Below are 24890 nucleotides of genomic sequence, written 5' to 3'. Positions count from 1 at the left end.
AATTAAAAAACAAAAATACCCCCCATTTCTGGAGGGTATTTTTTAGTTATGTGAGATACTTAAGATTAGCCGTTGATTGGAGGTGCGGTTAGAGCAACAGGAGCAACATCACCAGCAGCTAAGTCTAAGGGGAAGTTGTGAGCGTTACGTTCGTGCATTACTTCCATACCCAGGTTAGCGCGGTTGATTACATCAGCCCATGTACCGATTACACGACCTTGAGAATCAATGATGGATTGGTTGAAGTTGAAACCGTTCAAGTTGAACGCCATTGTGCTGACACCCAATGCTGTGAACCAGATTCCGATTACTGGCCAAGCAGCGAGGAAGAAGTGAAGTGAACGGCTGTTGTTGAAGGAAGCGTATTGGAAAATCAGGCGACCGAAGTAACCGTGTGCGGCAACAATGTTGTAGGTTTCTTCTTCTTGACCAAATTTGTACCCATAGTTTTGAGATTCAGTTTCCGTTGTTTCACGAACCAAGGAAGATGTAACCAAAGAACCGTGCATTGCGGAGAACAAGGAACCACCGAATACACCAGCTACACCCAGCATGTGGAAGGGGTGCATCAAGATGTTGTGTTCAGCTTGGAACACAATCATGAAGTTGAAGGTTCCAGAGATACCCAAAGGCATACCATCAGAGAATGAACCTTGACCGATTGGGTAGATTAAAAATACTGCGGTTGCTGCTGCTACAGGTGCAGAGAAAGCTACGCAAATCCAAGGACGCATTCCTAAGCGGTAAGAAAGTTCCCATTCACGACCGAGGTAGCAAGCTACGCCGATTAAGAAGTGGAAAATTACCAATTGGTAAGGACCGCCGTTGTATAACCACTCATCTAAGGAAGCTGCTTCCCAGATTGGATAGAAGTGCAAACCGATCGCATTAGAAGAAGGAACAACTGCACCAGATATGATGTTGTTTCCATAAAGTAAAGAACCTGCAACTGGTTCGCGGATACCGTCGATGTCTACGGGAGGAGCAGCGATAAATGCAATTACGAAGCAAGCGATCGCAGATACAAGGGTAGGAATCATCAATACACCGAACCAACCGATGTAAATCCGGTTTTCAGTGCTGGTTATCCACTCGCAGAAGCGATCCCATACGTTAGCGGTTGAACGCTGTTGTAAGGTTGTGGTCATTTTATAAGTGCTTTATTTTGTCTATCTATGATGTTGATAGGTTTTTTTGCCTACCTGACTACAACATTAGAGGGTAAATTGAAATTTGTAAAGATAATTAAAATCAGTATTAGTTATATCAGTTATATGTTTTAGTAATCTATTGAGATTTACAAAAGGTTCTTCACATTTTGACCGAAAACAGGGTGTGGAGTTTAGGGAAGCCAGTAATGGCTATCACCTATTAACTATCACCATATAGGACTTAATAGTGTCACAATAAAGTCCCTTCTAGGGTGCGTCAGACCTAATAAATTGGTTAATATCAACTTATTTTCGACATCTGATGCACCCTACTAATATATGCAAGTTGCGTAAGTCCTGAACTATCACCTCTTACCTGCTATTTTACGGTACTCTTCTTGAAGATCCTGAATTGAAAACAACGCATCAAACTGCAGGCCAGCAGATTTATATAACTCTGCGCCTCCTTGTAGTCGGTCTATCAAAGAAATTACTCGATTTACAGTATAACCTGCTGCTTGCAGACGTTCAACCGCTTTCAGTGCAGACTGCCCCGTAGTGACAACATCTTCTAGCACCACTACTTTTGCACCTGCTGGCAAGGTAGGTCCTTCTATATAAGCCATTGTGCCATGACCTTTAGCTTCTTTACGAATAATCAACGCGGGTAGGAGTCGATTTTCATAAACAGAAACTACACTCACTGCTGAAACAATGGGATCAGCACCCAGTGTTAGACCTGCTACTCCCTGTGTATCTATTGGTAGGAGGTGTAACAACAATCGTCCTACTGCCAAAGCACCTTGAGGATGCAGTGTTACCTGTTTACCATTAATATAGTAAAAACTACGTTGTCCAGAAGAGAGAACAAAATCACCTTCTTGATAAGCAAGTCGGCAAAATAAATCGAGTAACTTCTGACGCAAGGTAGTTAAATCAGTAGTAATTGCCCAAATATCTGATTGGTTAGATGTTTCAGTAGAATAAGACATTACAAACCGTTAAAAGTTTTGCTACACCAAAGGTTGAACTCATCGGAGTTCTGAAATTAAGCATAAATTAAGATTCACAAAAAAGTTGAGGAGTCGTTAACATGAGTATAAATTGGCAAGGCTTGAGTGGGTTATTAGTACTGCTGTTTAGTAGTACAGGCTTTCCTATGGTTACAGTTGCTCAGATGCAACCAGAAAATTATGAAACAATTACTGATACTGTTGAAAGAGCGTATTTTCGCTATGACCCTGATTTTTATGACAATGGCAGTTTAAAGCGTCAGGTAGATTCTTTATTGGGTCCAGGGGGTAAGTTCCGAACAACGTTCCCTGATAATGAAATCGCTAAAGATGCTGAGTTGGTAAACACTGTTTATCATGATGTTCTTACCCAACAAGCTATGAGTGATCCTTATCTTCGTGCTCCTGATTTACCAAGTCCTTACGATTCTTCTTTATTGATGTCTCCTCGCTATAATGCTAATAAGCTAAAACTTGGTACTGAATACCACTTTGACAGTTTAACATCTCATTAATGCTGGTATTAAATGCATTAGGTTTGAGAGGCGTTCCATCGAACGTCTCTATAATACATAATACTGCAAACGGATGAAACTTGGACTTATGTCATACTCATAGCGCAGCGTGGTGTAAGCCATGGGAACATAATGCAGCTTATCTCTTGAGAACACTGCGTGAACGGGGAGCGTGCCTTAGGCTATAGTATCTCGGAGATTCTTCACTTCGTTCAAAATGAAACTTTTAAACCCTGTCTAGTATAAAATCAGACTCTGACTTTATTTTTGAACAGAACTCCGTACACCTTAATATTCTGTAATCCTCTTACCTTTTGCCTCTTGGCTGCCTACGCAAGCAATTATGGCTAATAATAGGCGGGTCTGCCATAATAATGATTGAGAACTCAACCATACGCCAATTACACCATCTACCTCAATGATCCATAGAGGACGTTGTGAGAGTACTCGTCCTTGAAACCAAGACATGCGACTGTCCATAGATACAGCTTCTAAATCGGCGGTGGCCATGCGGCTAGGCACCGCAGCGTTATAAACTTATATAATTGTTGGTAGGTCTGTCTTAGTGGCATGGCGGATTATCATTGCGGCTATGGCAAAATTATTGGTAAAATTTTTACAAAAAATACATGGAATTCATTAAGATTCTGAAGGTTGGAATCAGGATACAAATTTGCGTCAAGCGTTCAAAAATTCAACCGTCTGGTTTTATAAAGTTCTAGCACACAAAGTTGGATATGTACGAATGCAGCAATGGATTCATAAAGTCATTTATGGCAACCGTCCCATTGGTACCTCCGCAGATATTGATCGTTTATAGCTGCAAAGTCCATTGAAAATTACACCCAAAGAGCAAATTGATTTTTTGCAACGTTTGTATCAAGGTAATTTACCGTTTTCAAAACTGACTATGGATGTTGTTAAAAACATGATGGTGCGTGAATAAGCTCCAGATTACACACTGCAGGCTAAAACGAGATGCTTAAGTAGTAATAAACCGCAAATAGGTTGGTTTGTTGGTTATTTGGAAAAAAACGAAAATGTCTACTTTTTTACCACAAATAAATATTGATGGATATCAATAAACCAGATGATTTACCTGCCCGAATTGATGATAGACGCAGCAGTTTGAATGTATTTGGGTCTATTCTAATCTTATAAATGTTGTATCAAAATCTGACTTTGTATAACTCGAATAATTCTCCTAATTGACGTTTTACTATTTTAGCACCTGCGGTTTTAATAGTTTTTTCCCATTCAGATGCAGTTTCTAGAAATACCTCAGCACCTAAATAAGTTTCCAAAATTGCCCAATCTTCTGCTAAAGGTTGTTCTGAATTGAGAATGTCAAATACAAAGTATCCTTCGGGTTTTAATACCCGTTTAACTTCTAGTAATACAAGATGCCAATAATCCAGTGGAAAATAACAACTAAATCCGGTAGCTATTACTAAATCAAATTGTCCGGAAGGATGGTTTAAATGATGTGATGCCCCTAATTCTACACCTTTGAAAAGTTTTGAGTTCAACTGTGAACCACGGGAATTGAGAGTATCGCGTGCTATGTTACTGATTTCTTGCCCATAGAAACATGCTTGCCAATCTCGCCAAGGATATATTAAAAAACTGACACCGCAACCGATATCTAAGCAGTGTTGCTTTTCTTGAGGTTGGGCAATTTCCCAGAATGGTGAAACAATTCTACTATTTAAAAAGCCTGTAGTCCATTCTCGAAATATTGGCATTGCTCGTACTTCATCTGATACTTCAAAGGGTTGATTTTGATATTGTTTATTGAAGCGATATGCTACTTCGGCTATTCTTTCTTGCCATTTGTCTGAGTGATTTATATTCGTTGTGTAAGATTTTGATGTTGGATTTTTAGACATTATTTAATTTGGGGATTGGGGAAGATGAGGGAGATGAGGGAGATGAGGGAGTAATTTTCCTAATGACTAATAACTAATAATATTAAACCTTGGCTAATAAAGGTGCAGCAGCTAGGAGGGTTTTGGTGTAGGGATGTTGGGGATTGATGAAAACTTCTTTGGTGCGACCTATTTCAACTATTTTACCACCATTCATAACGGCGATGCGATCGCAAAAAAATCTCGCTAACCATAAATCATGGGTGATAAACAAGTAAGTTAACTCGAATTCGGCTTTTAATTGCAACATCAAATCTAGAACTTGTGTCTGTACACTTGCATCTAGCATACTCACTGGTTCATCACATATTACTAGTTTAGGACGAGTAATTAAAGCCCGTGCGATCGCAACTCGTTGTTGTTGTCCTCCAGATAAGTCAGATGGATAACGTTGATAATAAAGTTCTGCTGGTGTTAGTCCCACTTTTTCTAACATCCACAAAACCTTTCCTTTGGCTTTTTCAGCATTCGCTAAATTGTGAATTAATAAAGGATCAGCTATACTTTGTCCCACAGTCATGGCTGGATTTAAACAGGCGTGAGGATCTTGGAATATCATTTGTATTTGTCGGCGAGAGGAACGGATTCTTTGCTGCGATACTTTAGTTAATTCTTGTCCTAAAAACTCGACTTTTCCAGATATAGGAGGAATTAACTGTAAGATTGTTCTGGAAAGTGTACTTTTCCCACAACCAGATTCTCCTACTAATCCTAATATTTCGCCTGGGTATAATTCTAAGTCAATGCCATCTACAGCTTTAATTGTTTGACCTGATCCTTTAAATAGACGTTCAATAAAATTAGGTTCAATGGTGTAATGTTGTTTAAGTGCTGTAATTTTTAAAATTGGTGATTGATGATTGATAATGGGTGATGGGGACTGATCTTCAACTTCATCAAATGCTTGTATATGTAAAGCTGCTTTTAATAGAGATTGGGTATATTCATGTTGGGGATTACTAAATACAGATGATGTTTTTCCCATTTCTACCATTTTGCCATGATACATAACACCAATGCGGTCGCAATATTTCGCGACCATTGCCAAATCATGGGAAATTAATAATAATCCCATGTTTTCCTCTGCACACAATCGCGTCAATTCTTGTAAAATCTGGGCGGAGACTGTCACATCTAAACTAGTTGTGGGCTCATCAGCAACAATTAGTTTAGGATTAAGAAGTAAAGCTAGTGCGATCACAACTCGTTGACGCATGCCTCCGCTAAACTCATGGGGATACTGATTCCAGCGATTAGGAGGAATTTTCACCTTTTCTAAAGTTGCTAAGGCTTTTACCTTTGCTTGCTGTGTGGATAATTCCGGGGAATGTGCTTGTAAAGTCTCTAGACAATGATTACCAATAGTCATCAACGGATCAAGGCGTGTCATCGGGTCTTGAAAAATTAAAGCTACAGCTTCACCTCGAAATTCTCTTAGCTGAGTAGGTGTTAGGTTTAATACTGAGTATCCATGAAAAATTACCTGTCCCTCTAGCTGACTTGAGGAGGGTAACAAACGCATTACTGCCCGTCCGATTGTAGATTTACCACAACCAGACTCTCCTACCAAACCCATTCTTTCACCAGGTTGGAGGGTAAAAGATACATCATCAACCGCCCAAGTTACTTCTTCTCGGTGACGTTGTGGATAAGCTACACGCAAATTCTTAATACTAAATAAGGATTCACTCATAAATATTTACCAACTTTAATAAATTCTTGGACGGGAGAATTTGCCTAATTTGTAAAAATATATCTAAATAATAGTAACCAAAAGGTTTGTGTTTTGAGAAGCTACTAGATATTTTAGTGGAGTGCCAACGTAATACCTAAATATATCTATTAAAGCAGATGCTATTAGCTTTTTCCTACCTGCCATTGTTGCTACGCCCATTAAAGAACCTATACCCGTATTTTTGATGATTTTTTTTGGGCATTATGCTGATTGCACCCCTATTCTTTGAAAAAATGCACCTACCGGGAATTGTAGGGTTAATACTGGCAGGGGTGATAGTTGGGCCTAATGGCTTGGAACTTTTGGTACGGGATAACACAATTGTTATTTTAGGTACAGTTGGTTTATTGTTTCTCATGTTCATGGCAGGATTGGAAACCAGCTTGGATGACATGAAATATAACGCAGATAAGATGTTAATTTTTGGTTTGTTGACATTTACTGTCCTGATGATATTGGGTACGGGGGGTAATGTTAGCAATTGGTTACGGATTTCTACGTCCGATTTTAGTCGCTTCTTGTTTTGCTTCCCATACCTTGCTGGCATTACCTATAGTCAGTAAAATGGTAAAATCATGCAATCACAAGTTTTAACTACTACTTTTGGTGGCACTTTAATCACTGATATTTTGGCACTATTAGTATTAGCAGTAGTAATAAGGGCGCATCAACTTAGTTTCACATTCCGGTTTTGGTTATTTTTAATTCCTTCACTGATTATTTATACCTTCCTTACCCTCTGGGGTGTTTCTCGCTTGGGAAAGTCGTTTTTTCGCAAATTCGGACATGATGAAGGGGCAGAATTTACTTTTATTCTTGCTACTGTATTTTTAGTTTCCTATGGGGCAGATATAGTCCAAATTGAACCGATTATTGGTGCTTTTTTAGCAGGAGTCGCTATTACCCAATTGATACCCCACCTTAGTCCTTTAATGAGTCGGATTCAATTTATGCGTAATATTATATTTGTGCCGTTTTCCCTAATTTTTATGGGAATGTTGGTAAATCCCAAAATTCTCATTCAAGAACCAAAATCCTTAATAGTATCTGGTGTGAGAATGACAGTTGCCATTATTGCTAAATATCCACGTGCTTGGGGTGCAGGTAAATTATTTGTATTTAACTTTGATAGGGTGATGGTAATGTTTGGATTATCGGTGGCACAAGGTGCTTCTACCTTGGCTGCAATTACCGTTGCTTAGAACATTAAATTGGTAGATCAATTAACAGTGAATGGTACAATTACCATGATTTTAGTTACCTGCATTGAGTGTTGTTGGGTGACAGCAAAGTGGGGAAAAAACTAAAACCAGAAGATGCTACTAGTCAAAAAGTGAAGGTGGAAAATTAGGCGATAACGTTTTAGTTTCAGTTGCTAATCCAAATACAGAGGATAAGCTGTTAAAATTACCCATGGTCTTAGCAAAATCAGCCATCGGTATATTATTACCTCTCCACATTTTAATTGAAGCAGGTGAACCAACTTTTCCAGCAGATAAAGCTAGACGAAATCAACTACTTCCCACCGCAGAAATGATTGCCCATGCAGCAGTTACCACAGTTACAACTATTGGTAGAATTGATGAATCAATTGATAAAACAATTGCAAGGGTAGCAGAAGAAAAACAAGCCAGTGTCATAAACCTTAGCAACAGAACTCAAAGCACCCTTACAACTTTTACAAGTCATCCCCTCAAGAGGAGTAGATATTGATTTAAGTGAGAGGATACTACCAGCGGATACACCTGTGCAAAAGGTGTGGGGTAATTTTGTCACAGAAGTGTCGCGGTTATTGAAACCTAATGATTTATTGGTGTTAAATGGGTCAGCATCACAAAAAGGCCAGATATTTTCACTACTTGGTCATGTTCCCGAAGCGATCGCACATATTCACCCTAAACTTGCTATAATTATCGCCTATTTGCCACAGTAGCAGTGGATGCGAATTGGGGACTGGGAATTGGGAACTGGAAAATAACTCTTAACCAATTACCAATTACCAATTACCAATTACCAATCACCAATCACCAATCACTAATTTATGCTTTACCCCGTTGTTTGGAAAAATAACTCAGTTTTACTAATCGACCAAACCCGCTTACCAAATGAGTATGCTGTGGTAGAAATCCACCGCAGTGAAGACATGGCTGAAGCAATCAGAACTATGATTGTTAGAGGTGCGCCGGCGATTGGTGTGGCTGCGGCTTATGGTATATATTTGGGTGCAAGGGAAATTGAAACTAGCGACAGACAAGAGTTTTTACACCGTTTAGAAAAAGTTGCCCAGTTATTGCGTTCTACCCGTACCACAGCAGTAAACTTATTTTGGGCTATAGGTAGAATGATGCAAACTGCCTATAGAAGTTTAGGAACAATCGCAGAAATTAAACAAATTCTCCTAGAAACTGCGCAAACTATCAACGCTGAAGATATCCAAACCTGTCAACAAATAGGTGATCATGGCTTAGAAGCTTTACCGAAAACTCCCGAAAAATTAACCATACTTACTCACTGTAATGCCGGTGCTTTAGCAACTGCTGGTTATGGTACTGCATTGGGTGTAGTGCGTTCCGCTTGGAGAGAAGGAAGATTAACACGAGTATTTGCAGATGAAACTCGTCCCCGTTTACAAGGTGCAAAACTCACCGCTTGGGAATGTGTACAAGAAGGAATTCCCGTTAGAGTTATTACTGATAATATGGCCGCACACTGCATGAAACAAGGTTTCATTGATGCAGTTGTGGTCGGTGCTGATAGAATTGCTGCAAATGGGGACGCTGCTAATAAAATCGGTACTTACGGTTTAGCAATTGTTGCTAAAGCCCATAATATTCCGTTCTTTGTTGCTGCACCTATTTCTACCATTGATGTTGCTTTAGCTGAAGGTAGTCAAATTCCCATTGAAGAACGTCACCCAGTAGAAATTTATCAAGTTGGTAACACTATTCTTACACCTTCAGGAGTGGAATTTTATAACCCTGCTTTTGATGTTACTCCCGCAGATTTAATTACAGCCATTATTACAGAAAATGGTGCTTTTGCTCCTGGTGAGTTGATTAAATCTAAGTTAAAATAAGGAGTTTAAATTACAAGCTAATGAAAAATTTAATTCCTACAATTTATTTAATTCTTTCCTGCATCTCGCCTGTTAGTTGTAGTAATTCACCAAATAGCACAATACAACTAAAATCTACTAAGACTGTTGTACAGTCTCAACTGGAAACTTCCCCAGAGTCTGTAACAGACAATCCAGGTAAAAGAGAAACGAATATTGAGACAGAATCTGCTTCTTCAAACCTTAACAATATGACTAAAAAAAATCTAAACCCCACCAGGGAATTACCAAAATAGCCACAAGTTGGGACGGTTAAGGAATTAGTGAGTGGTGATTTACTATGTTATGTCACCTGAGTAGATAAAAAAGGTATTGAAAATCGAGTTGGTGCAAGTTTTGATATTTGTGCAGAAGAAGGAGAATCTTTAAATAAGCAAGTACACGCTGTTGACACAATAGAATCAGTAAGTGATTGCCAAAGTGGTGAACCATGTGGAAACACACGGCAAGAATCTATAATTACCAGAATGGAAGTTTTAGAAGAAAAAAAATCATCTAAACCTAAAACTGTTACATCAGTAACCATGAGTTTGGGGAATGAGGTTGTCACTGAAGAAATATCAGGAGACAAATCTGGCTCTGCAAATAATAAGACCCAAACTATAAGTAATGGTGATATGGATAATTACAACAGATAATCATGACTCTTGGATGGGAGTTAATAATACAGGAAATTTTAGTTATAAAGGATGTGATGTAAAAGGTAAATGTATTGAATTAACAGGGGGTAAACTTTTCTGTCGAGATGCTCAATGAGTTACAGGGTGGATAAATGCAGATTATATCTACATCTGAGAACAACCAATTACAGAAGACGGAAGTGCTGAATCAACTCTGATCGTGAGAAAAGATCGTGAAAAAAGGTGATACGGAAATTCTTAAATCTACAGGATTGAAAGCTAGTGACAGGTGATAATTGAAAGTTGACAGGGTGGAAATTCAGTTTTTGACACTCCCTCTCCAACTTAAAGATCTAGGTAGGGATTCTTGGTTCAGCGAGTCCACTTAGAATAAACCTATTGTGATGCGTCATAGCCATGACTTTTAGATTGATTCAATCTCCTCCTTTCCATACCCTATGGGAAGGGTACGCCTACGTAATGATAATTGGGCATTTTTTTCACTTGAAAAACTCTAATAAACCTCTTGCAGAATTATTTTGATGTTAAGGTATATGGTTTTGGTTTAATGCCAATGAGTGGGATCTTTGAGAAAGGCGATACGTTACGAAGTAGAAACAGCAAGATTTTAGTTGTTAAGGTCAAGCACTGCATTGGGCGGGTTTCCCGACTTGTTAGCGAAGCTCCTCAGAAATAGGCAGCCAGTAGCAGTGCAGCGTTTGCATATTAGGCAGCACAAGGGCGTTTAGACAGGTTAATTACCCTTCCCTATTGCTTTCTACTATAATTATTAAACTACTGAGGTGTTTACGCCTTAATTAGTTTTCATCCCTGCTATCAGGGTCTTCACCCTATTTTCTCATGAACCATCAATTCACAGACGTGATAAACTTTCGCATAACTGCACTGTCCAGGCATTTTGAGTTATTACCAAATAAAGCCTGAGTTTACTTCACTTTAAATTTCCAAAAACTTGTTATGCCTATTTTAGATTCCAAAGGTCGGTTATTCGGCAAAATCAACTTACTCGATTTAGGTGCTGCGCTGGTAATCTTACTAGTGATAATTGGTATCTTTATCTTTCCCGGAACTTCCGGTTCTGTAGCTCAAGTCGGTACAAAAACACTACCTATAGAAGTAGACTTAGTAGTGCGTGGTTTAAACATCCGCAATCCTGAACAATTATTTAAACAAGGATTTAGCAAAGGCGGTAAAACAAATGTCATTATCCGCAATCAACCCTATGGTCAAGTAGGAATTAAATCCATTCAACAACTAGAAAGGACTATTACTGTTCCTCAACCAGATGGTTCAGTTAAAGAATTAACAGATCCTAGAGTAAATAATTTTAGTACAGATTTTCTCTTGACTTTAGAAGGAAGAGCTCAAGTTACCGATAACGGGCCAGTTTTAGGTAATAGTAAAGTAAAAATCGGGATGCCTTTTGAATTGGAAGGTTTTAACTATAACTTCAACGCTTCTGTAATTGATATTCGCTTAAAAGATAAATAGTATTTTGTTAAATATGTAATGGGCATCGGGGACTCGGTAATTACCCATTACCGAGTCCCCGATGCCCATTACATATTTAACAAAGTTAAAAACTTACGAATTAGTCCAATTGTTACCGCTGGTAATTCTAATTGCGGTGTTAATCCCACATTTTCCAAAGATTGGAAATATCGAATAGCTTGGGGATTAATTTCCGCAAATCGCCGACCAATTTCTGGACCAGTAAATTGCGATTTTTGTCCCCAAATAATAGCAGTGGGAGTTGTTAACTGTTGAATGTAAAGAGACAAATCAAAGCACAAATCTCCACGGACAAAAGATAGTGCTGCATATTCAGCATTCGGTTGCTGGGCAGATTGTAAATAGGCATCTACTATCTCTTGATAGACTCGATTAGAGTAGGCAAATTGTCGCTGCTCTAAAAAACTGCGGATCCCCGCATCAGTAGCAATTCCCGTACTATACAGTAACCGGTCAACCAAAGGCACGCTAACTAACTGGGCAAAAAAACTGCGGGAGTAGTCTTGCCCAAAATCCGAAAGTCCAGCAGGACTAACTAGAATTAAAGACTTAAATAAATCTGGATGGGAAATTGCCACTCTAATGACAAATGCTGCCGTCAGAGAAGAGGCGACAACCATCACTCTCCCTGTGCAGGTTTGTTCAATAAACTCCCATATTGTGGTTAAATAGTCCTCAATTTTGTAATTGCGTTGTGGATGTTCAGACCCACCCCAACCAATTAAATCTGGTGCAATCACCCGATATTCAGCCGCAAAAGCAGGAAATACTTTCGACCATTCATAAGCAGAAGACCCACCACCAAAACCATGTAAAAACAGCAAAGTTTCCCTGTCAGGTTTTGTACTTTCATCCTGCCAAGGTGAGTCAGTAGCAGTATGGTATACCATCTTACCCAAGGAGGTATTGATGAAGCGTTGCTCAAATCCCAGTAATTGCAACATAAGCATTTTTTGTGATTCTTTTGACTAAAGAGCATTTTTAGCACTGAGGTTGCACCAAAGTGCTGACTGATTTTGGTAAACTCCTCACTCTTATTGATTATCGGCCAACTAAGCACAGCAGAACTTCTGACTCTTGTTAGATTAAGGAAATGTAAAGTTACGAAATGACTTATAAAGATCTTGTATTAATTTTTTAATCAAACAGATAAGTTATGTTGAAACTACCAAGCAATAATTGTTTTTTATAGGACTGGATATAATAGTACTAATGAATACTTATACAGATAAGTTATGTTGAAATTACCAAGCAATAATTGTTTTTTATAGGACTGAATATAATAATACTAATGAATACCTATGTGGTGTTTGTGGTATTTATGGTAGCCTAACAGAAAAATCACCGTTAACTCTAAGCGTTAAAGATAGCTGGAAGGCTGAAATAAATCGGCATTACTGATTCTATTTGTATATGCTAGAACAAGAGCCTTTCTATTGACGTGATTACTGTCTAGGAATGGTAAAGCAGGGTATCATGGTAAATTGAGCTACTCTTCAATTAGAACAAGTACAAAAGCTGGAAAAGACTAACCAGCTTGATAGCTCTAATGTACCTAAGTAAATTATTACTTCTGTAGGAGAGGATCTATTTGATAAACATTTTGATGCCCAGCAGGTAATTTTATCTAGATCTATTCGTTTAAATTTTGACAATTTGAAATCTTATGAAAGAGTAGACACCCAATTTAAACGATACGGTATTATTTTTAATAATTCTTTAGGTATACAACCTTCAAACCCAGCTTTTCCAAGGCACTCAGAACTAAACCTTTTAATAGGACCTCCCAAAAACGGATTGTTAGAAGAGTTGTTTTCTTACGTCCTGTTAACTGGGTTAGTGCCTTAGTGACTAGCTGACAGCGATGAGTTGTTGATGCCCCTATGACGAAAATGATAAATTGCTGGATGAATCAGTTCTCCCCGCTGGTAATATTGTAAATTCTGGGTCGGAGATACCTCCAAATACTATGCTATCTATAACAATAAATTACATTCAAAAAGTGAGCTTCTGTTGTTTTGATGGCCACTTCACTCTTGATAAATTTAAGTCTTGTTTTTCTCACTCACCGAAAGTAGGGTGTGGGGTTTAGGGAAAGATAGTTTTTCCCACACCCTAAAAAGTATAGAGCCCAGATCTTTCACTTCGTTCAGGACGCTTCGTGATTCATTGCGTGATTTATTGATGGAGAAGAAAATGTAGTTCGAGACGCGCGACACCAGAAATACAATGTCCTGATTTGAATCCTGATTTTAATTATGGGGTTCCCCACAGGTCTGTAATCTGAGCAGTTAAATGAGGGAACAGTGAAGAGACTGATAACTGATAACTGATAACTGATAACTGATTAAGTAGTTTTGTAATCAAATAGGTAAAAAATTGTGGTACAGGCTTCGTCTTCTTGGCGGCAATTAATTAACCAGTTTCCAGAGATCAAGATAGGAAGCCCAAGGCAGCGAAATTTAAAGCGTTTCTTTGAATCTGGAAGTATTCTTGGCTTCTTGACAATCATTGTTGCTATGCTGTTTTGGAACTGGAAGTTGTTGTTAGCACTTGCTGTTGGTATTCTAGTAATGCTTGTGGCTTACTCAATACCTAAGTGGAACTGGCAACTAAGTTGGTTAGAAATACGCAGGTTTTTAAATAGTGCCAATATTCGGTTGGCTTTAGCTGTTACCAGTGGTGGTATTGGGACTGTTATTAGTTATATAGCTGCTGAAATCTGGGTTGATTCCCCAAGTCATTGGCTGGCTGTTGCAACTATTGTCCAAGGTGTGGGGACGTTGCTAACTTTAATTTTGTTGGTTTGGCAAATTTTCAGCCTTCAGGGAAATCGAGAGGAAGAATATTTTGACCAGTTGTTGAATAACTTAACAGAAACAGATTCCTTAAAGCGCTTGCTTGCTGTGCGTAGATTGGTTAAATTTAGCACTCGTAAAGAAGTGAATCTTTCAGTACAGAAAGAAGTTCTTGAATGTTTAGGACTTCTATTGAGTAGGGAAGAAGAAGTAGTAATTCGAGAAGCGGCCTTAAATAGTTTGCAAACGTTGGATGCACTGCAAATGATAATATCCAGCAGTAGCAAACCTCCTGTATGACTAAAAAAAAGGTGAGCCATTTGGCCCACCCTAAAAAATAAAAGAAATCAACTATTGCTAATTAACCCAACAATCCGATCGCTTTAGCTAATACATTATCAACAGTGAAGCCAAATTTCTCCATACAAATACCACCAGGAGCAGAAGCACCAAAATGATCAATGCTAACAGTGTCACCTTCACTTCCAACATATTTATGCCAACCGAAACTGCTGGCAGCTTCTACAGAAAGACGCTTGGTGACTGCTTTAGGTAGAACAGACTCTTTGTAAGCAGCATCCTGGGCATCAAATAAATCTATGGAAGGCATGGAAACAACACGGACTTTCTTGCCTTGTGCTGTTAACTTTTCACCAGCACTTACACACAGGCTTAATTCCGAACCAGTACCAATCAAGATGAGCTCAGGGGTACCAGCACAATCGACAACAGTGTATGCCCCTTTCTTCACGGCTTCAATTGATGTACCTACTAAGTTAGGAACATTTTGACGGGTGAACGCCAACAGAGTAGAAGCTTGTGCCTTAGACTTCTCAATTGCGACTGTGTAAGCTCCTGAACATTCGTTTCCGTCTGCGGGACGAATTACGGTTAAATCAGGAATAGCTCGCAGAGAAGCTAGTGTTTCAATGGGTTGGTGAGTGGGCCCATCTTCACCTTGTCCAATGGAATCGTGAGTCATCACCCAAATTGACCCAGCTTGAGACAAAGCGGCCAAACGAATGGCAGCACGCATATAGTCGGTAAAAATGAGGAATGTTGCACCGTAGGGGATTAATCCCGAACCATGTAGCGCCATACCATTACAGATTGCGCCCATAGCATGTTCACGCACCCCAAAGTGAATGTTACGGTTTTGGTATTGTCCTTTTTGGAAGTCACCAAAGCCCTTGATTTCGGTGAGGTTGGAGTGAGTTAAGTCAGCTGAACCACCGATTAATTCAGGTAAAACTGCTGCCAATTTATTCAGGCAGGTTTCTGAATGCTTACGGGTGGGTAGTGCTTTATCTTCCGTAGTGTAGGTGGGTAGAACTTTATCCCAACCTTCGGGTAATTTACCACTGATGAAACGTTCAAATTCAGCAGCTTCGGCGGGATACTTAGCTTTGTAGTCAGCTAAGGCTTTGTTCCAGTCACTTTCGTAATCCGCACCACGTTCTACTGCTTTCCGTGTGTGGTTGAGGACATCACTGGGGATTTCAAATGGTGCATATTCCCAACCTAAGTTTTTACGAGTCAACGCTGTTTCATCTACACCCAAAGCGGCACCGTGAATACCAGCGGTGTTTTGCTTGTTCGGAGAACCATAACCAATGGTGGTTGTTACCTTAATCATGGTGGGCTTGTCGGTGATAGCTTTGGCTACTTCGACGGCTTTGGAGATTGCGTCTAAATCGGTGTTACCATCTTTAACGTGGAGGACGTGCCAACCGTAAGCTTCAAATCGTTTAGAAACATCCTCTGTAAATGCTACATTTGTAGAACCATCAATGGAGATATGGTTATCGTCGTACAGAGCAATCAGCTTACCTAAGCCATAGTGACCGGCTAAGGAAGCAGCTTCACCGGAAATACCTTCCATGTTGCAACCATCACCAAGAAGTACATAGGTGTAGTGGTCTACAATCTTGGCATCGGGTTTGTTGAATTTAGCAGCTAGATGTGCCTCAGCCATAGCCAAACCGACGGCGTTAGCGATACCTTGACCCAATGGTCCAGTGGTTACTTCTACACCAGGGGTTTCAAAGTTTTCTGGATGTCCAGGAGTTCTAGAACCCCATTGCCGGAATTGTTTGATATCTTCGATGGTGACGCTATCGTAGCCTGTCAGGTACAGCATGGCATACTGCAACATACAGCCGTGACCAGCAGATAGGACAAAGCGATCGCGGTTGAACCATTTGGGATTTTTGGGGTTATAGCGCATAAAGCGATCCCAAAGGACAAAAGCCATTGGAGCCGCGCCCATCGGCAGTCCGGGGTGTCCCGATTTGGATTTTTCTATGGCATCAACAGCCAAAAAGCGAATCGAGTTAATACAAAGTTCTTCGAGGGATTGGGTTGCAACAGCCATAATCTCTTGTTTTTAACAACGGGTTAGCACTCTTTGTAGCTTTCTAATTCTGGGGTCATTATAAAGTGATCCCACCATTCTCATCATCCCATTCCTACTTGTAGATGGACAAGCGGGATCTTCTGAGTTTCTGGTGATGAATAGAGCTACTAATTGGGTCATGCCGAACCCTTGGTTGAGCTGGGAATGATTATTATATATAATACTTTCCGCAGGTTTACTTCAGGAGGCAGGAGCTAGGGGGCAGGGGGTAGAGGGCAGAAGGTTATTCTTTCCGTACATCCCACACAACACACCCTTACACCCCAAATTAGTATTAGAGGTATTTCTTAAAGGCCAGGGTGACATTATGACCACCAAATCCAAAGGAATTAGATAGGGCTACATCTACTTTTTGCGCGCGGCTAATGTGGGGTACATAATCTAAGTCACAACCATCATCAGAATGATCTAGATGGATAGTTGGGGGGATGTGGTCATTAGCGATCACTAGAACTGTAGCCACTGCTTCAATCCCACCCGAACCTCCCAACAAATGACCTGTCATGGATTTGGTGGAACTAATTGCTATCTTGTAAGCATGATCGCCCAATGCTTTTTTAATTGCTGCTGTTTCTGTGACATCATTAGCTGGGGTGCTAGTTCCATGAGCATTGATGTAACTAATCATTTCTGGTTTCAGTTTGGCGTCTGTGAGCGCTAGTTCCATCGCTCTTGCCGCACCTAAACCACCGGGTACGGGGGAGGTCATATGGTAAGCATCACAGGTCATACCATAACCGATCATTTCTCCATAAATACGAGCGCCGCGTTTCAGAGCGTGTTCTAATTCTTCAAGAATTAAAATTCCTGAACCTTCTCCCATGACAAAGCCATCACGATCTTTGTCAAATGGACGACAAGCCTTTTTAGGGTCATTCCGAGTGGAAAGCGCCCTGGCAGCAGCAAAGCCCGCTACCGACAATGGTGTAACGGCTGCTTCTGATCCCCCACAAATCATGGCTTGGGCATAGCCATTTTGAATCAAACGAAAAGCATCACCTATGGCGTTTGAACCAGCCGCGCAAGCTGTCACTGAGCAGGAATTAGGACCTTTAGCTCCGGTGTGGATTGCTGTTAATCCTGCTGCCATGTTGGCAATCATCATGGGTATCATGAATGGACTACAACGGTCTGGACCCCGACTGAGGTAGACTGTTTGCTGATCTTCTAATACTTTAATGCCACCAACACCTGAACCGATCATGACACCTATCTGTTCAGCATTGAGGTCATTGATAATTAATTGTGCGTCTGATATAGCCTGTTTAGCAGTTGCGATCGCAAATTGGGCAAACCGATCAGTGCGCTTGGCTTCTTTGCGCTCCATATATTCATGAGGATCAAAGTTTTTCACTTCCCCCGCAATCCGACAGTCGTGTTTAGACGCATCAAAAGCTGTAATATAGTCTATACCATTGCGTCCACTTAACAATCCTTCCCAATACTCAGATGGTGTGTTACCAATAGGTGTAATCGCGCCAACACCCGTTACAACAACGCGTTTACGTTTATAGTCTGTCATGATTCAGTTAAAGGTGGCGAAAAAGCAGCAGGTAGAACAATGCAGAACAGTATAGAGACGGGGAACAGTGAACAGTGAATATTGAACAGCGACCAGTAAATGGTGATAACCGATAACTGACTCATCTCCCCAGTCCCCTGTTCCTACTCCCCAGTCCCTTAGAACTTCTAGGCAGATGCAGCAATGTGAGAGTTGATGTAGTCTACTACCTCTTGTACTGTTAAAATCTTCTCGGCATCTTCATCAGGAATTTCGATCTCAAATTCTTCTTCCAAAGCCATTACCAATTCCACTATATCTAGAGAATCAGCTGCTAAATCATCTGTAAATGAGGCGCTTGATACGACCTTTTCAGGGTCAACATCTAGCTGTTCAACGACGATTTTCTTTACTCTGTCAAAAATATCAGGTTGGCTCATAGATAAAAGTCCTTAACAAGTTGCTATGATCTGCTCTTTATGGGAGATGATTTTTTGAGCATATACATCTTATCGGAAAGCGTGATCCTCAGTACAGTTATTAGTAACTAGTGGAAAAAGATAGGAAGTAGGAGGCAGAAAAGCTCGTTCTATAAGCTATTGTTTTTAGATAAACATGGAAATATAAGCTCTAAAACAAATATAAAAATATAATCTTATGCTATCACAAACGCTAAAATACGCTTACTACCCCGGTTGTGTCGCTCAAGGAGCCTGTCGGGAGCTTTATTTATCTACTCAGTCCTTGACTCAAGCATTGGGTATTGAACTAATTGAACTCAAAAAAGCTGCTTGCTGTGGTTCAGGTACATTTAAAGAAGATTCCCAATTCCTGGAAGATACTGTTAACGCTAGGAATATTGCCTTAGCAGAAGAATTAAATCTACCACTTTTGACAAATTGTAGCACTTGCCAGGGTGTTATTGGTCATGTTGATCAACGTTTAAAAGAATCACAATCAACCAACCCCGATTATTTGAATCAAGTTAATCGACTGTTAGTAAAAGAAGGTTGTTCACCTTATCGGGGAAGCACAGAAGTTAAACATCTGCTTTATGCCTTGGTAACAGATTATGGCTTAGAGAAAATTAGCCAGCGAGTCACTCGTAAGTTAAGTGGAATCAAATGTGCAGCGTTTTATGGCTGTTATCTCCTCCGCGCTCAAAAATCCATGCCCTATGATGATCCATTCCAACCAGAAGCTATGGAAAATGTCTTTCGGGCAGTAGGTGCAACACCTATTTATTATCGTGGACGCACTAAATGTTGTGGTTGGCCTCTATCTAGCTATGCCACTACAGAATCTTTCAAAATGGCAGGGATGCACATTCAAGAAGCATTAGCTGCTGGTGCTGATTGTATTGTCACACCTTGTCCTTTATGCCACTTAAACTTAGATTCTCGTCAGCCAGAAGTAGGAAAAGTAATTGAGAAAAGGTTGGGTTTACCAGTATTACATTTACCTCAATTAATTGCTTTGGCACTGGGAGTTAGTCCGAAAGAACTGGGTTTAGAACGTCATATTGTTTCCACACAACCATGTTTAGAAAAATTGGGATTTTAGTTTAGCAGTGACCAATGTTCGGTTTATTACTTAATAGGTTCGCTTTAACCCTTCATGATTGAAAATCTACTTTAATCTCAGCCTATTTCTCCTCAGAAACGCATAAACTAACGGTTGGTTCAGAATTAAACTGAAAAGTCTGAACCTTTAAACACAATATAAACGAAGGAAAAAGCAGAAATGACAAAATTTCTGGATACCGCTATTGAAGCTATTATCGCCCGCGAAATTCTTGATTCACGGGGAAGACCGACTGTTGAGGCTGCAGTACATTTGGCTAATGGTACAGTAGGACTAGCGCAAGTTCCTAGCGGTGCTTCCACAGGTACTTTTGAGGCTCATGAACTGCGAGATGGTGATAAAAGCCGTTATGGTGGCAAAGGAGTACTCAAGGCAGTGCAGAATGTGAAAGAGGTATTAGCACCCCAATTGTTAGGCTTGGATGCCCTAGACCAAGAATCATTAGATAAAATCATGATCTCTTTGGATGGTTCACCCAATAAAGCTAATTTGGGCGCAAATGCAATTTTGTCGGTTTCACTAGCAGCTGCTAAAGCTGCTGCTGAGTCTTTGGGAATTCCTTTGTATCGCTATGTGGGTGGGCCTTTAGCAAATTTGCTACCTGTACCTTTGATGAATGTGATCAATGGTGGAGCGCACGCAGCCAATAATGTCGATTTTCAGGAGTTTATGATTGTACCCGTCAGTGCGCCTTCCTTCCAGGAAGCTTTGCGTTGGGGTGCGGAAGTTTTTGCAACTCTCAGCAAGGTTTTGGATGATAAGGGTTTGCTGACTGGTGTTGGTGATGAAGGTGGTTTTGCACCTAACCTGGACTCTAACCAAGTAGCTTTAGAATTATTGCTAGCTGCTATTAAACAAGCTGGTTACAAGCCTGGGGAAGAAGTTGCTTTAGCCTTGGATGTGGCAGCGAGTGAGTTTTACAAAAATGGGCAGTATGTTTATGATGGTAAACCCCATAGCCCAGTTGAGTTTATTGATTATTTAGGCCAGTTGGTTGACCAATATCCGATTGTTTCCATTGAAGATGGTTTACATGAGGAAGATTGGGAAAGTTGGCAATTACTGACTCAGAAGTTGGGTTCACGAGTACAGTTGGTGGGTGATGATTTATTTGTTACTAACGCTACTCGGTTACAAAAAGGGATTGAGCAAAAAGCAGGTAACTCGATTTTGATTAAGTTGAATCAAATTGGTTCACTGACTGAAACTTTGGAAACTATTGATTTAGCTACTCGCAACGGTTTCCGCTCAGTCATTAGCCATCGTTCTGGTGAAACTGAGGATACAACTATTGCTGATTTGGCTGTAGCCACTCGTGCAGGTCAAATTAAAACTGGTTCTCTTTGTCGTAGTGAACGGGTAGCAAAATACAATCGTTTACTCAGAATTGAAGATGAATTAGGCGATCGCGCTGTTTATGCTGGTACTGTTGGTTTAGGACCTAAGTAGGAAATAGGAGTTCAGGAGTATGGCCTACGCCACGCTCCGCTATCAGGAGTTCAGGAAGAAGAATTTATTTTTCTTCTTTGCTTCCCCTTTTCCCTATTCCCTATTCCCTCTTAAGGATAAAATCCGACTTTGGGCAACCCCAAGGTTTCATCCCAGCCTAGCATGACGTTCATACACTGAATTGCTTGTCCAGCTTGACCTTTAATCAGGTTGTCAATGGCTGACATGACGATGACGCGGCCTGTCCGTGGGTCTACTTCTATGCCTATATAGCAAGCATTACTGCCACAGGCCCATTTGGTTTGGGGGTAAGTACCACTATGACAGATCTTTACCCATGGGGAATTACGGTAAAAAGCGGTGTAGATCGTGATTAAGTCATCACGAACTAAACCGGGGTCTCGCAGTGTAGCGTAGACGGTGGCTAATATTCCCCGCACCATTGGGATGAGGTGGGGTGTAAATTGGATTGTTACTTCGTGTCCTGCTAAATCGCTACAAATTTGCTCGATTTCTGGGGTATGGCGATGACGGGCAACGTTATAAGCCCCTAGAGAGTTGTCTGCTTCGGCTAATAAGAGGTTAATTTTGCCTTGTCTACCACCACCAGATGTCCCAGATTTAGCGTCAATTATGGCTGTTTCTGGAACGATCAAACCTTGTTTGAGGAGTGGTGAAAGTGCGAGTAGGCTGGCTGTGGGATAGCAACCAGGACAGCCAATGAGTTGAGATTCGGCAATGCGATCGCGGTACAGTTCTGGTAATCCATAAACTGCTGTAGCTGCAATGCTGCGATCACTTCTTTGTGTACCATACCAAATTATATAAGTTGCTAAGTCACTGAATCTGTAATCTGCACTCAGATCCAGCACCTTAGATCCTTTTTCTATAAGTTGGGGAGTGATTTGACAGGCTAAACCGTTGGGTAAAGACAGAAACACTACTTCACATCGACTAGCAATGATTTCTGGATCTACCGCTTCAATTTTTAGGTCAACTATATTACCCAGATGGGGGTAAAGATCAGCAAAGGTTTTTCCGGCGCTGCTTTCACCACCCAAATAAACCAATTCAACTTCAGGATGATCCATCAAGAGTCGAACTAGTTGCACTCCGCCATAACCTGACGCGCCAACAATTCCAACTGGTACGCGCCTTAAATTACCCATGATCTGAAATCCTTATCCGCTTTTGGTTAATTTATTATCAACTATCAACAATCGAGCTATTAGCTCATTGGTGATCACCTATTTATTATTGAACTTTCGCTGCATTGTATAGCAAATAGCTGCTTTTAGCGTACTTATGAATTGATCTTTACCAAAAAATCACACTTATAGTGTATAGAAATTAAATACCAGGAAATATTATGTTCTTTATGTGACACAATATTCTCAACTTCAAAAATTTGGCAAAAACGTTCGCAAGGTCAGGAAAGCTAAGGGTCTTTCCCAAGAACAGTTAGCAGAACTAGCAGGACTATATCGTAACTACATAGGTGGTGTTGAACGTGGCGAAAATAAATGTTACCTTCTTGAACATTATCCTGATTGGTCGTGCTTTGGGAATGTCACCCAGTAAATTATTGCAAGGCTTAGATTAAATGGTATCTCCTTACTTGGGTATTGATAAAAATCATTGGACAGAAACAACAAAGCAATTGATCAAAGAACATCCTTGAGAAGTTGATGTTATGAGGGATATTGCTTTGGTTAGTTGGATGTTCTATGGCAAACTAAAATAGGAGAGGGAGATATATCTTTGAGTCTGGCAGAAATTGATCCTCCAGCTATTGTAGTTGGATCCTTTTTTGAGAAATTCTGTGTAAAAGAACTACAAAGACAACATCAAGAACAATGGAGAGGAACACAAAACAAAGATGATAAATAAGTTGTTTGTCTCGTAGCTGATAAATATTAGACATCTTGCAGAATTAATGTTATCTAACTCTAACTTTTGGCTTTGTTTTAGCCAAAAGTTAGAGTTACATGATTATGTTTGAATTAGCGAGCCCAAAGAACACGAGAAATATCTAAGATCTAAGAATCTCTATCATACGACAGAAACAATTTTCCAAGACTCCTACATTGTCACGCTGCGCTATCGCTCTAGTTACCGCAATTTTAATAAAGATTATTACCTGAAGCATATGCGAAAATATTGCCAAGGTGAGTTTCCTCAGTTACTAAGTTATCAAAGATCTATCGAATTAATACCAAATGCTTTAATGCCTTTGATTTATTATCTGAATAGTCTGAAAGGAGTAAACACAGATATCAATAAAGTTGATAGTACCTCTATTACCATTTGTCATCCTAAAAGAGCGAAGACAAATCAGGTATTTAAAGGTTTAGCAGGTTGGCGTAAAAGTTCAGTTTGTTCGTATTTTGGCTTTAGACTTCATTTCATTATTAATGACCAAGGAGAATTACTTGCGTTTCAAATTACTCCTATTAATGTAGATAACTGAGTTACTGCTCCTACTTTAACTAAGAAAATATCTGGAAAATTATTTGGAGATAAAGGATATATTCCTCAAAAACTTCGGCAGGAACTTTGGTCTAATGGACTCAAGTTAATCACTCCTTTTAAGAAGAATATGAGAAATAAGTTCTTCTCAGTTGAAGAAAAATCAATGTTCCGAGAACGTTCTTTAATTGAAAGAGTTAATGAGCAACTCAAATATATATATTTCACAACTTGCTCATTCTCAACATCGTAGTGTTATTAATTTTATGGTTAATGTGATTGCTGCTTTAATTGCTTATACTTGGCAACCAAGGAAACCTTCTTTAGGATTCACCGATAATAAAGTTGAAACCCTAGCTGTTTATTTAGCTTAATTAGTAATTAAAGATCAATATTAATTAACAGTACCATCTGAAATATTGACAGAGATTTGGAATATACAAAGTTGTCAGCGCTACTGGTTAATCGAAGAATATATAGTTTTTAAGTCTAAGAATCAAAGACTAGCAGTAGCAAATATTACTCCCTATGGAAGAAAAGTTGCAGTAGTTCGGAAAGATATTAATCAAGTACATATTTATTATATTGATCAAAATGTCATCATTCAAATATTGGATGATGGTCCCAAGGAAGGACTTTGGGCAAGTTTCAGTCCAGACTTATCCTATTTTGCTGCACTCAGTATCTATGCAAAATATTTCCTATGGAATTTAGAAATAGGAGAAAGGTACTTAGCTGACAGATTTATCCCAGAGTATAGTGCATACTAGTCAGTTTGTTTTCATCCCAACAGTGAATATATGGTATCAGGTTCATTAGTAGGCTCTATTGTAATTGTTAGACTTAATGACGGTGAACGAGTAGTGGTGCAAAAAGTACATGAAGGAAGAGTTTCGCATTTAGCTTTTACACCAGATGGCAAGAAGTTAATTTCAGCAGGGGAAGATAGACTTTTGTCAATTTTAGAATTCAACGACATACTATATCATGAAGGATGATAACTGCGTAGCGCAGCTAGAAGATTACAACGGCTCAATTTGTTGAAAACCTAGTTCCAAGGAGA

The 24890-nt window shown here is 39.8% G+C and carries 25 protein-coding genes and 3 pseudogenes; 17 read left to right on the top strand and 11 right to left on the bottom strand.

The features are described from left to right. Positions 1-65: 65 nt before the first annotated feature. Together psbA and pyrE are read right to left on the bottom strand one after the other, a co-directional pair. A complete protein-coding gene (gene psbA, locus AAZO_RS07890) occupies positions 66-1148 on the bottom strand; it encodes a photosystem II q(b) protein (RefSeq protein WP_013190836.1) in 1083 nt (360 codons plus the stop codon). A 368-nt stretch (positions 1149-1516) separates the two neighbouring features. Next, on the bottom strand, positions 1517-2143 hold the full coding sequence (gene pyrE, locus AAZO_RS07885; protein ID WP_013190835.1) for an orotate phosphoribosyltransferase: 627 nt from the start codon (positions 2141-2143) through the stop codon (positions 1517-1519). Between the two features lie 101 nt (positions 2144-2244). On the opposite strand from pyrE, the gene AAZO_RS07880 reads away from it, so the two are divergent. Further along, complete coding sequence (locus AAZO_RS07880; protein ID WP_013190834.1) at positions 2245-2679, top strand: hypothetical protein; 435 nt, start codon at positions 2245-2247, stop codon at positions 2677-2679. 350 nt (positions 2680-3029) lie between these two features. Here the strand turns inward: AAZO_RS07880 and AAZO_RS07875 are convergent. Then, positions 3030-3264, bottom strand: a pseudogene (locus tag AAZO_RS07875) (N-acetyltransferase family protein); the annotation flags it as partial. A gap of 88 nt (positions 3265-3352) precedes the next feature. Between AAZO_RS07875 and AAZO_RS37425 the strand changes: the two are divergent. Next, positions 3353-3499: a penicillin-binding transpeptidase domain-containing protein gene (locus AAZO_RS37425; protein WP_228371566.1), complete on the top strand. Its 147-nt coding sequence runs from the start codon at positions 3353-3355 to the stop codon at positions 3497-3499. Positions 3500-3848: 349 nt separating this feature from the next. Here the strand turns inward: AAZO_RS37425 and AAZO_RS07865 are convergent, their stop codons facing one another. Both AAZO_RS07865 and AAZO_RS07860 read right to left on the bottom strand, forming a co-directional pair. Further along, on the bottom strand, positions 3849-4568 hold the full coding sequence (locus AAZO_RS07865) for a class I SAM-dependent methyltransferase (RefSeq protein ID WP_013190833.1): 720 nt from the start codon (positions 4566-4568) through the stop codon (positions 3849-3851). A gap of 82 nt (positions 4569-4650) precedes the next feature. Then, complete coding sequence (locus AAZO_RS07860; protein WP_013190832.1) at positions 4651-6300, bottom strand: dipeptide ABC transporter ATP-binding protein; 1650 nt, start codon at positions 6298-6300, stop codon at positions 4651-4653. A gap of 245 nt (positions 6301-6545) precedes the next feature. Here AAZO_RS07860 and AAZO_RS41110 point away from each other — a divergent pair. The 5 genes and pseudogenes from AAZO_RS41110 to mtnA all read left to right on the top strand — a co-directional run bounded on the left by AAZO_RS41110 (position 6546) and on the right by mtnA (position 9418). After that, positions 6546-7544 (top strand): annotated as a pseudogene (locus AAZO_RS41110) (cation:proton antiporter). Positions 7545-7755: 211 nt separating this feature from the next. After that, entirely contained in the window at positions 7756-8055 is a 300-nt protein-coding gene (locus tag AAZO_RS37410; protein WP_228371563.1) for a hypothetical protein, read from the top strand. Between the two features lie 34 nt (positions 8056-8089). Next, entirely contained in the window at positions 8090-8275 is a 186-nt protein-coding gene (locus tag AAZO_RS37405; RefSeq protein ID WP_228371562.1) for a hypothetical protein, read from the top strand. Between the two features lie 2 nt (positions 8276-8277). After that, on the top strand, positions 8278-8412 hold the full coding sequence (locus tag AAZO_RS37400; RefSeq protein ID WP_228371561.1) for an alpha/beta hydrolase: 135 nt from the start codon (positions 8278-8280) through the stop codon (positions 8410-8412). Beyond that, positions 8384-9418, top strand: coding sequence for an S-methyl-5-thioribose-1-phosphate isomerase (mtnA, locus tag AAZO_RS07850; protein ID WP_013190830.1), 1035 nt, complete (start codon positions 8384-8386; stop codon positions 9416-9418). The genes AAZO_RS37400 and mtnA overlap by 29 nt, the downstream gene beginning before the upstream one ends. A gap of 322 nt (positions 9419-9740) precedes the next feature. On the opposite strand, the gene AAZO_RS37395 is transcribed toward mtnA, so the two are convergent. Further along, on the bottom strand, positions 9741-10028 hold the full coding sequence (locus AAZO_RS37395) for a hypothetical protein (RefSeq protein WP_228371560.1): 288 nt from the start codon (positions 10026-10028) through the stop codon (positions 9741-9743). Between the two features lie 38 nt (positions 10029-10066). Between AAZO_RS37395 and AAZO_RS37390 the strand changes: the two genes are divergently transcribed. Next, positions 10067-10213, top strand: coding sequence for a hypothetical protein (locus tag AAZO_RS37390; RefSeq protein ID WP_013190827.1), 147 nt, complete (start codon positions 10067-10069; stop codon positions 10211-10213). Positions 10214-11055: 842 nt separating this feature from the next. Next, positions 11056-11589 carry a DUF4330 domain-containing protein gene (locus AAZO_RS07840; RefSeq protein WP_013190826.1) on the top strand — a complete coding sequence of 178 codons (534 nt, stop codon included), beginning with the start codon at positions 11056-11058 and terminating at the stop codon, positions 11587-11589. A 68-nt stretch (positions 11590-11657) separates the two neighbouring features. On the opposite strand, the gene AAZO_RS07835 is transcribed toward AAZO_RS07840, so the two are convergent. Next, on the bottom strand, positions 11658-12554 hold the full coding sequence (locus tag AAZO_RS07835; RefSeq protein ID WP_013190825.1) for an alpha/beta fold hydrolase: 897 nt from the start codon (positions 12552-12554) through the stop codon (positions 11658-11660). A 1437-nt stretch (positions 12555-13991) separates the two neighbouring features. Here AAZO_RS07835 and AAZO_RS07825 point away from each other — a divergent pair. Further along, positions 13992-14708, top strand: coding sequence for a hypothetical protein (locus AAZO_RS07825; protein ID WP_013190824.1), 717 nt, complete (start codon positions 13992-13994; stop codon positions 14706-14708). A gap of 61 nt (positions 14709-14769) precedes the next feature. Here the strand turns inward: AAZO_RS07825 and tkt are convergent, their stop codons facing one another. From tkt to acpP, 3 genes are all read right to left on the bottom strand, one after another. Continuing rightward, on the bottom strand, positions 14770-16782 hold the full coding sequence (gene tkt, locus AAZO_RS07820) for a transketolase (protein ID WP_013190823.1): 2013 nt from the start codon (positions 16780-16782) through the stop codon (positions 14770-14772). Between the two features lie 316 nt (positions 16783-17098). Then, complete coding sequence (gene fabF / locus AAZO_RS07815; RefSeq protein WP_013190822.1) at positions 17099-18346, bottom strand: beta-ketoacyl-ACP synthase II; 1248 nt, start codon at positions 18344-18346, stop codon at positions 17099-17101. Positions 18347-18513: 167 nt separating this feature from the next. Beyond that, entirely contained in the window at positions 18514-18765 is a 252-nt protein-coding gene (acpP, locus tag AAZO_RS07810) for an acyl carrier protein (RefSeq protein ID WP_013190821.1), read from the bottom strand. Positions 18766-18982: 217 nt separating this feature from the next. Here acpP and AAZO_RS07805 point away from each other — a divergent pair, with 217 nt between their 5' ends. Together AAZO_RS07805 and eno are read left to right on the top strand one after the other, a co-directional pair. Then, a complete protein-coding gene (locus AAZO_RS07805; RefSeq protein ID WP_013190820.1) occupies positions 18983-19888 on the top strand; it encodes a CoB--CoM heterodisulfide reductase iron-sulfur subunit B family protein in 906 nt (301 codons plus the stop codon). Positions 19889-20068: 180 nt separating this feature from the next. After that, on the top strand, positions 20069-21358 hold the full coding sequence (gene eno, locus AAZO_RS07800) for a phosphopyruvate hydratase (RefSeq protein ID WP_013190819.1): 1290 nt from the start codon (positions 20069-20071) through the stop codon (positions 21356-21358). A gap of 110 nt (positions 21359-21468) precedes the next feature. On the opposite strand, the gene argC is transcribed toward eno, so the two are convergent. Next, positions 21469-22527, bottom strand: coding sequence for an N-acetyl-gamma-glutamyl-phosphate reductase (gene argC / locus AAZO_RS07795; RefSeq protein WP_013190818.1), 1059 nt, complete (start codon positions 22525-22527; stop codon positions 21469-21471). Between the two features lie 211 nt (positions 22528-22738). On the opposite strand from argC, the gene AAZO_RS07790 reads away from it, so the two are divergent. The 5 genes and pseudogenes from AAZO_RS07790 (at position 22739) to AAZO_RS07775 (ending at position 24825) form a co-directional block, all read left to right on the top strand. Then, positions 22739-22939 (top strand): helix-turn-helix domain-containing protein, encoded by a 201-nt coding sequence (locus AAZO_RS07790; protein WP_013190817.1) that lies wholly within the window; start codon positions 22739-22741, stop codon positions 22937-22939. Positions 22940-23074: 135 nt separating this feature from the next. Beyond that, positions 23075-23248 carry a ScaI family restriction endonuclease gene (locus tag AAZO_RS43500; RefSeq protein ID WP_187289621.1) on the top strand — a complete coding sequence of 58 codons (174 nt, stop codon included), beginning with the start codon at positions 23075-23077 and terminating at the stop codon, positions 23246-23248. Between the two features lie 211 nt (positions 23249-23459). Next, positions 23460-24201, top strand: a pseudogene (locus tag AAZO_RS37385) (IS982 family transposase); the annotation flags it as partial. Between the two features lie 45 nt (positions 24202-24246). Further along, entirely contained in the window at positions 24247-24597 is a 351-nt protein-coding gene (locus tag AAZO_RS07780) for a hypothetical protein (protein WP_013190816.1), read from the top strand. A gap of 30 nt (positions 24598-24627) precedes the next feature. Further along, on the top strand, positions 24628-24825 hold the full coding sequence (locus tag AAZO_RS07775) for a hypothetical protein (RefSeq protein ID WP_013190815.1): 198 nt from the start codon (positions 24628-24630) through the stop codon (positions 24823-24825). Positions 24826-24890 lie beyond the last annotated feature (65 nt).

The organism is 'Nostoc azollae' 0708, from assembly GCF_000196515.1.
In the GTDB taxonomy this organism is placed as follows: domain Bacteria; phylum Cyanobacteriota; class Cyanobacteriia; order Cyanobacteriales; family Nostocaceae; genus Trichormus_B; species Trichormus_B azollae.
Note: the sequence above shows the minus strand (reverse complement) of the source record. Positions and strands in the feature narration are given on the sequence as shown.

Excerpts from the sequence above, each read along its gene's own strand:
- psbA (WP_013190836.1), bottom strand. The coding sequence starts at position 1,148 with ATGACCACAACCTTACAACAGCGTTCAACCGCTAACGTATGGGATCGC.
- pyrE (WP_013190835.1), bottom strand. The coding sequence starts at position 2,143 with ATGTCTTATTCTACTGAAACATCTAACCAATCAGATATTTGGGCAATT.
- AAZO_RS07880 (WP_013190834.1), top strand. The coding sequence starts at position 2,245 with ATGAGTATAAATTGGCAAGGCTTGAGTGGGTTATTAGTACTGCTGTTT.
- AAZO_RS07865 (WP_013190833.1), bottom strand. The coding sequence starts at position 4,568 with ATGTCTAAAAATCCAACATCAAAATCTTACACAACGAATATAAATCAC.
- AAZO_RS07860 (WP_013190832.1), bottom strand. The coding sequence starts at position 6,300 with ATGAGTGAATCCTTATTTAGTATTAAGAATTTGCGTGTAGCTTATCCA.
- AAZO_RS37410 (WP_228371563.1), top strand. The coding sequence starts at position 7,756 with ATGGTCTTAGCAAAATCAGCCATCGGTATATTATTACCTCTCCACATT.
- mtnA (WP_013190830.1), top strand. The coding sequence starts at position 8,384 with ATGCTTTACCCCGTTGTTTGGAAAAATAACTCAGTTTTACTAATCGAC.
- AAZO_RS37390 (WP_013190827.1), top strand. The coding sequence starts at position 10,067 with ATGGTGATATGGATAATTACAACAGATAATCATGACTCTTGGATGGGA.
- AAZO_RS07840 (WP_013190826.1), top strand. The coding sequence starts at position 11,056 with ATGCCTATTTTAGATTCCAAAGGTCGGTTATTCGGCAAAATCAACTTA.
- AAZO_RS07835 (WP_013190825.1), bottom strand. The coding sequence starts at position 12,554 with ATGTTGCAATTACTGGGATTTGAGCAACGCTTCATCAATACCTCCTTG.
- tkt (WP_013190823.1), bottom strand. The coding sequence starts at position 16,782 with ATGGCTGTTGCAACCCAATCCCTCGAAGAACTTTGTATTAACTCGATT.
- fabF (WP_013190822.1), bottom strand. The coding sequence starts at position 18,346 with ATGACAGACTATAAACGTAAACGCGTTGTTGTAACGGGTGTTGGCGCG.
- acpP (WP_013190821.1), bottom strand. The coding sequence starts at position 18,765 with ATGAGCCAACCTGATATTTTTGACAGAGTAAAGAAAATCGTCGTTGAA.
- AAZO_RS07805 (WP_013190820.1), top strand. The coding sequence starts at position 18,983 with ATGCTATCACAAACGCTAAAATACGCTTACTACCCCGGTTGTGTCGCT.
- eno (WP_013190819.1), top strand. The coding sequence starts at position 20,069 with ATGACAAAATTTCTGGATACCGCTATTGAAGCTATTATCGCCCGCGAA.
- argC (WP_013190818.1), bottom strand. The coding sequence starts at position 22,527 with ATGGGTAATTTAAGGCGCGTACCAGTTGGAATTGTTGGCGCGTCAGGT.
- AAZO_RS07775 (WP_013190815.1), top strand. The coding sequence starts at position 24,628 with ATGGTATCAGGTTCATTAGTAGGCTCTATTGTAATTGTTAGACTTAAT.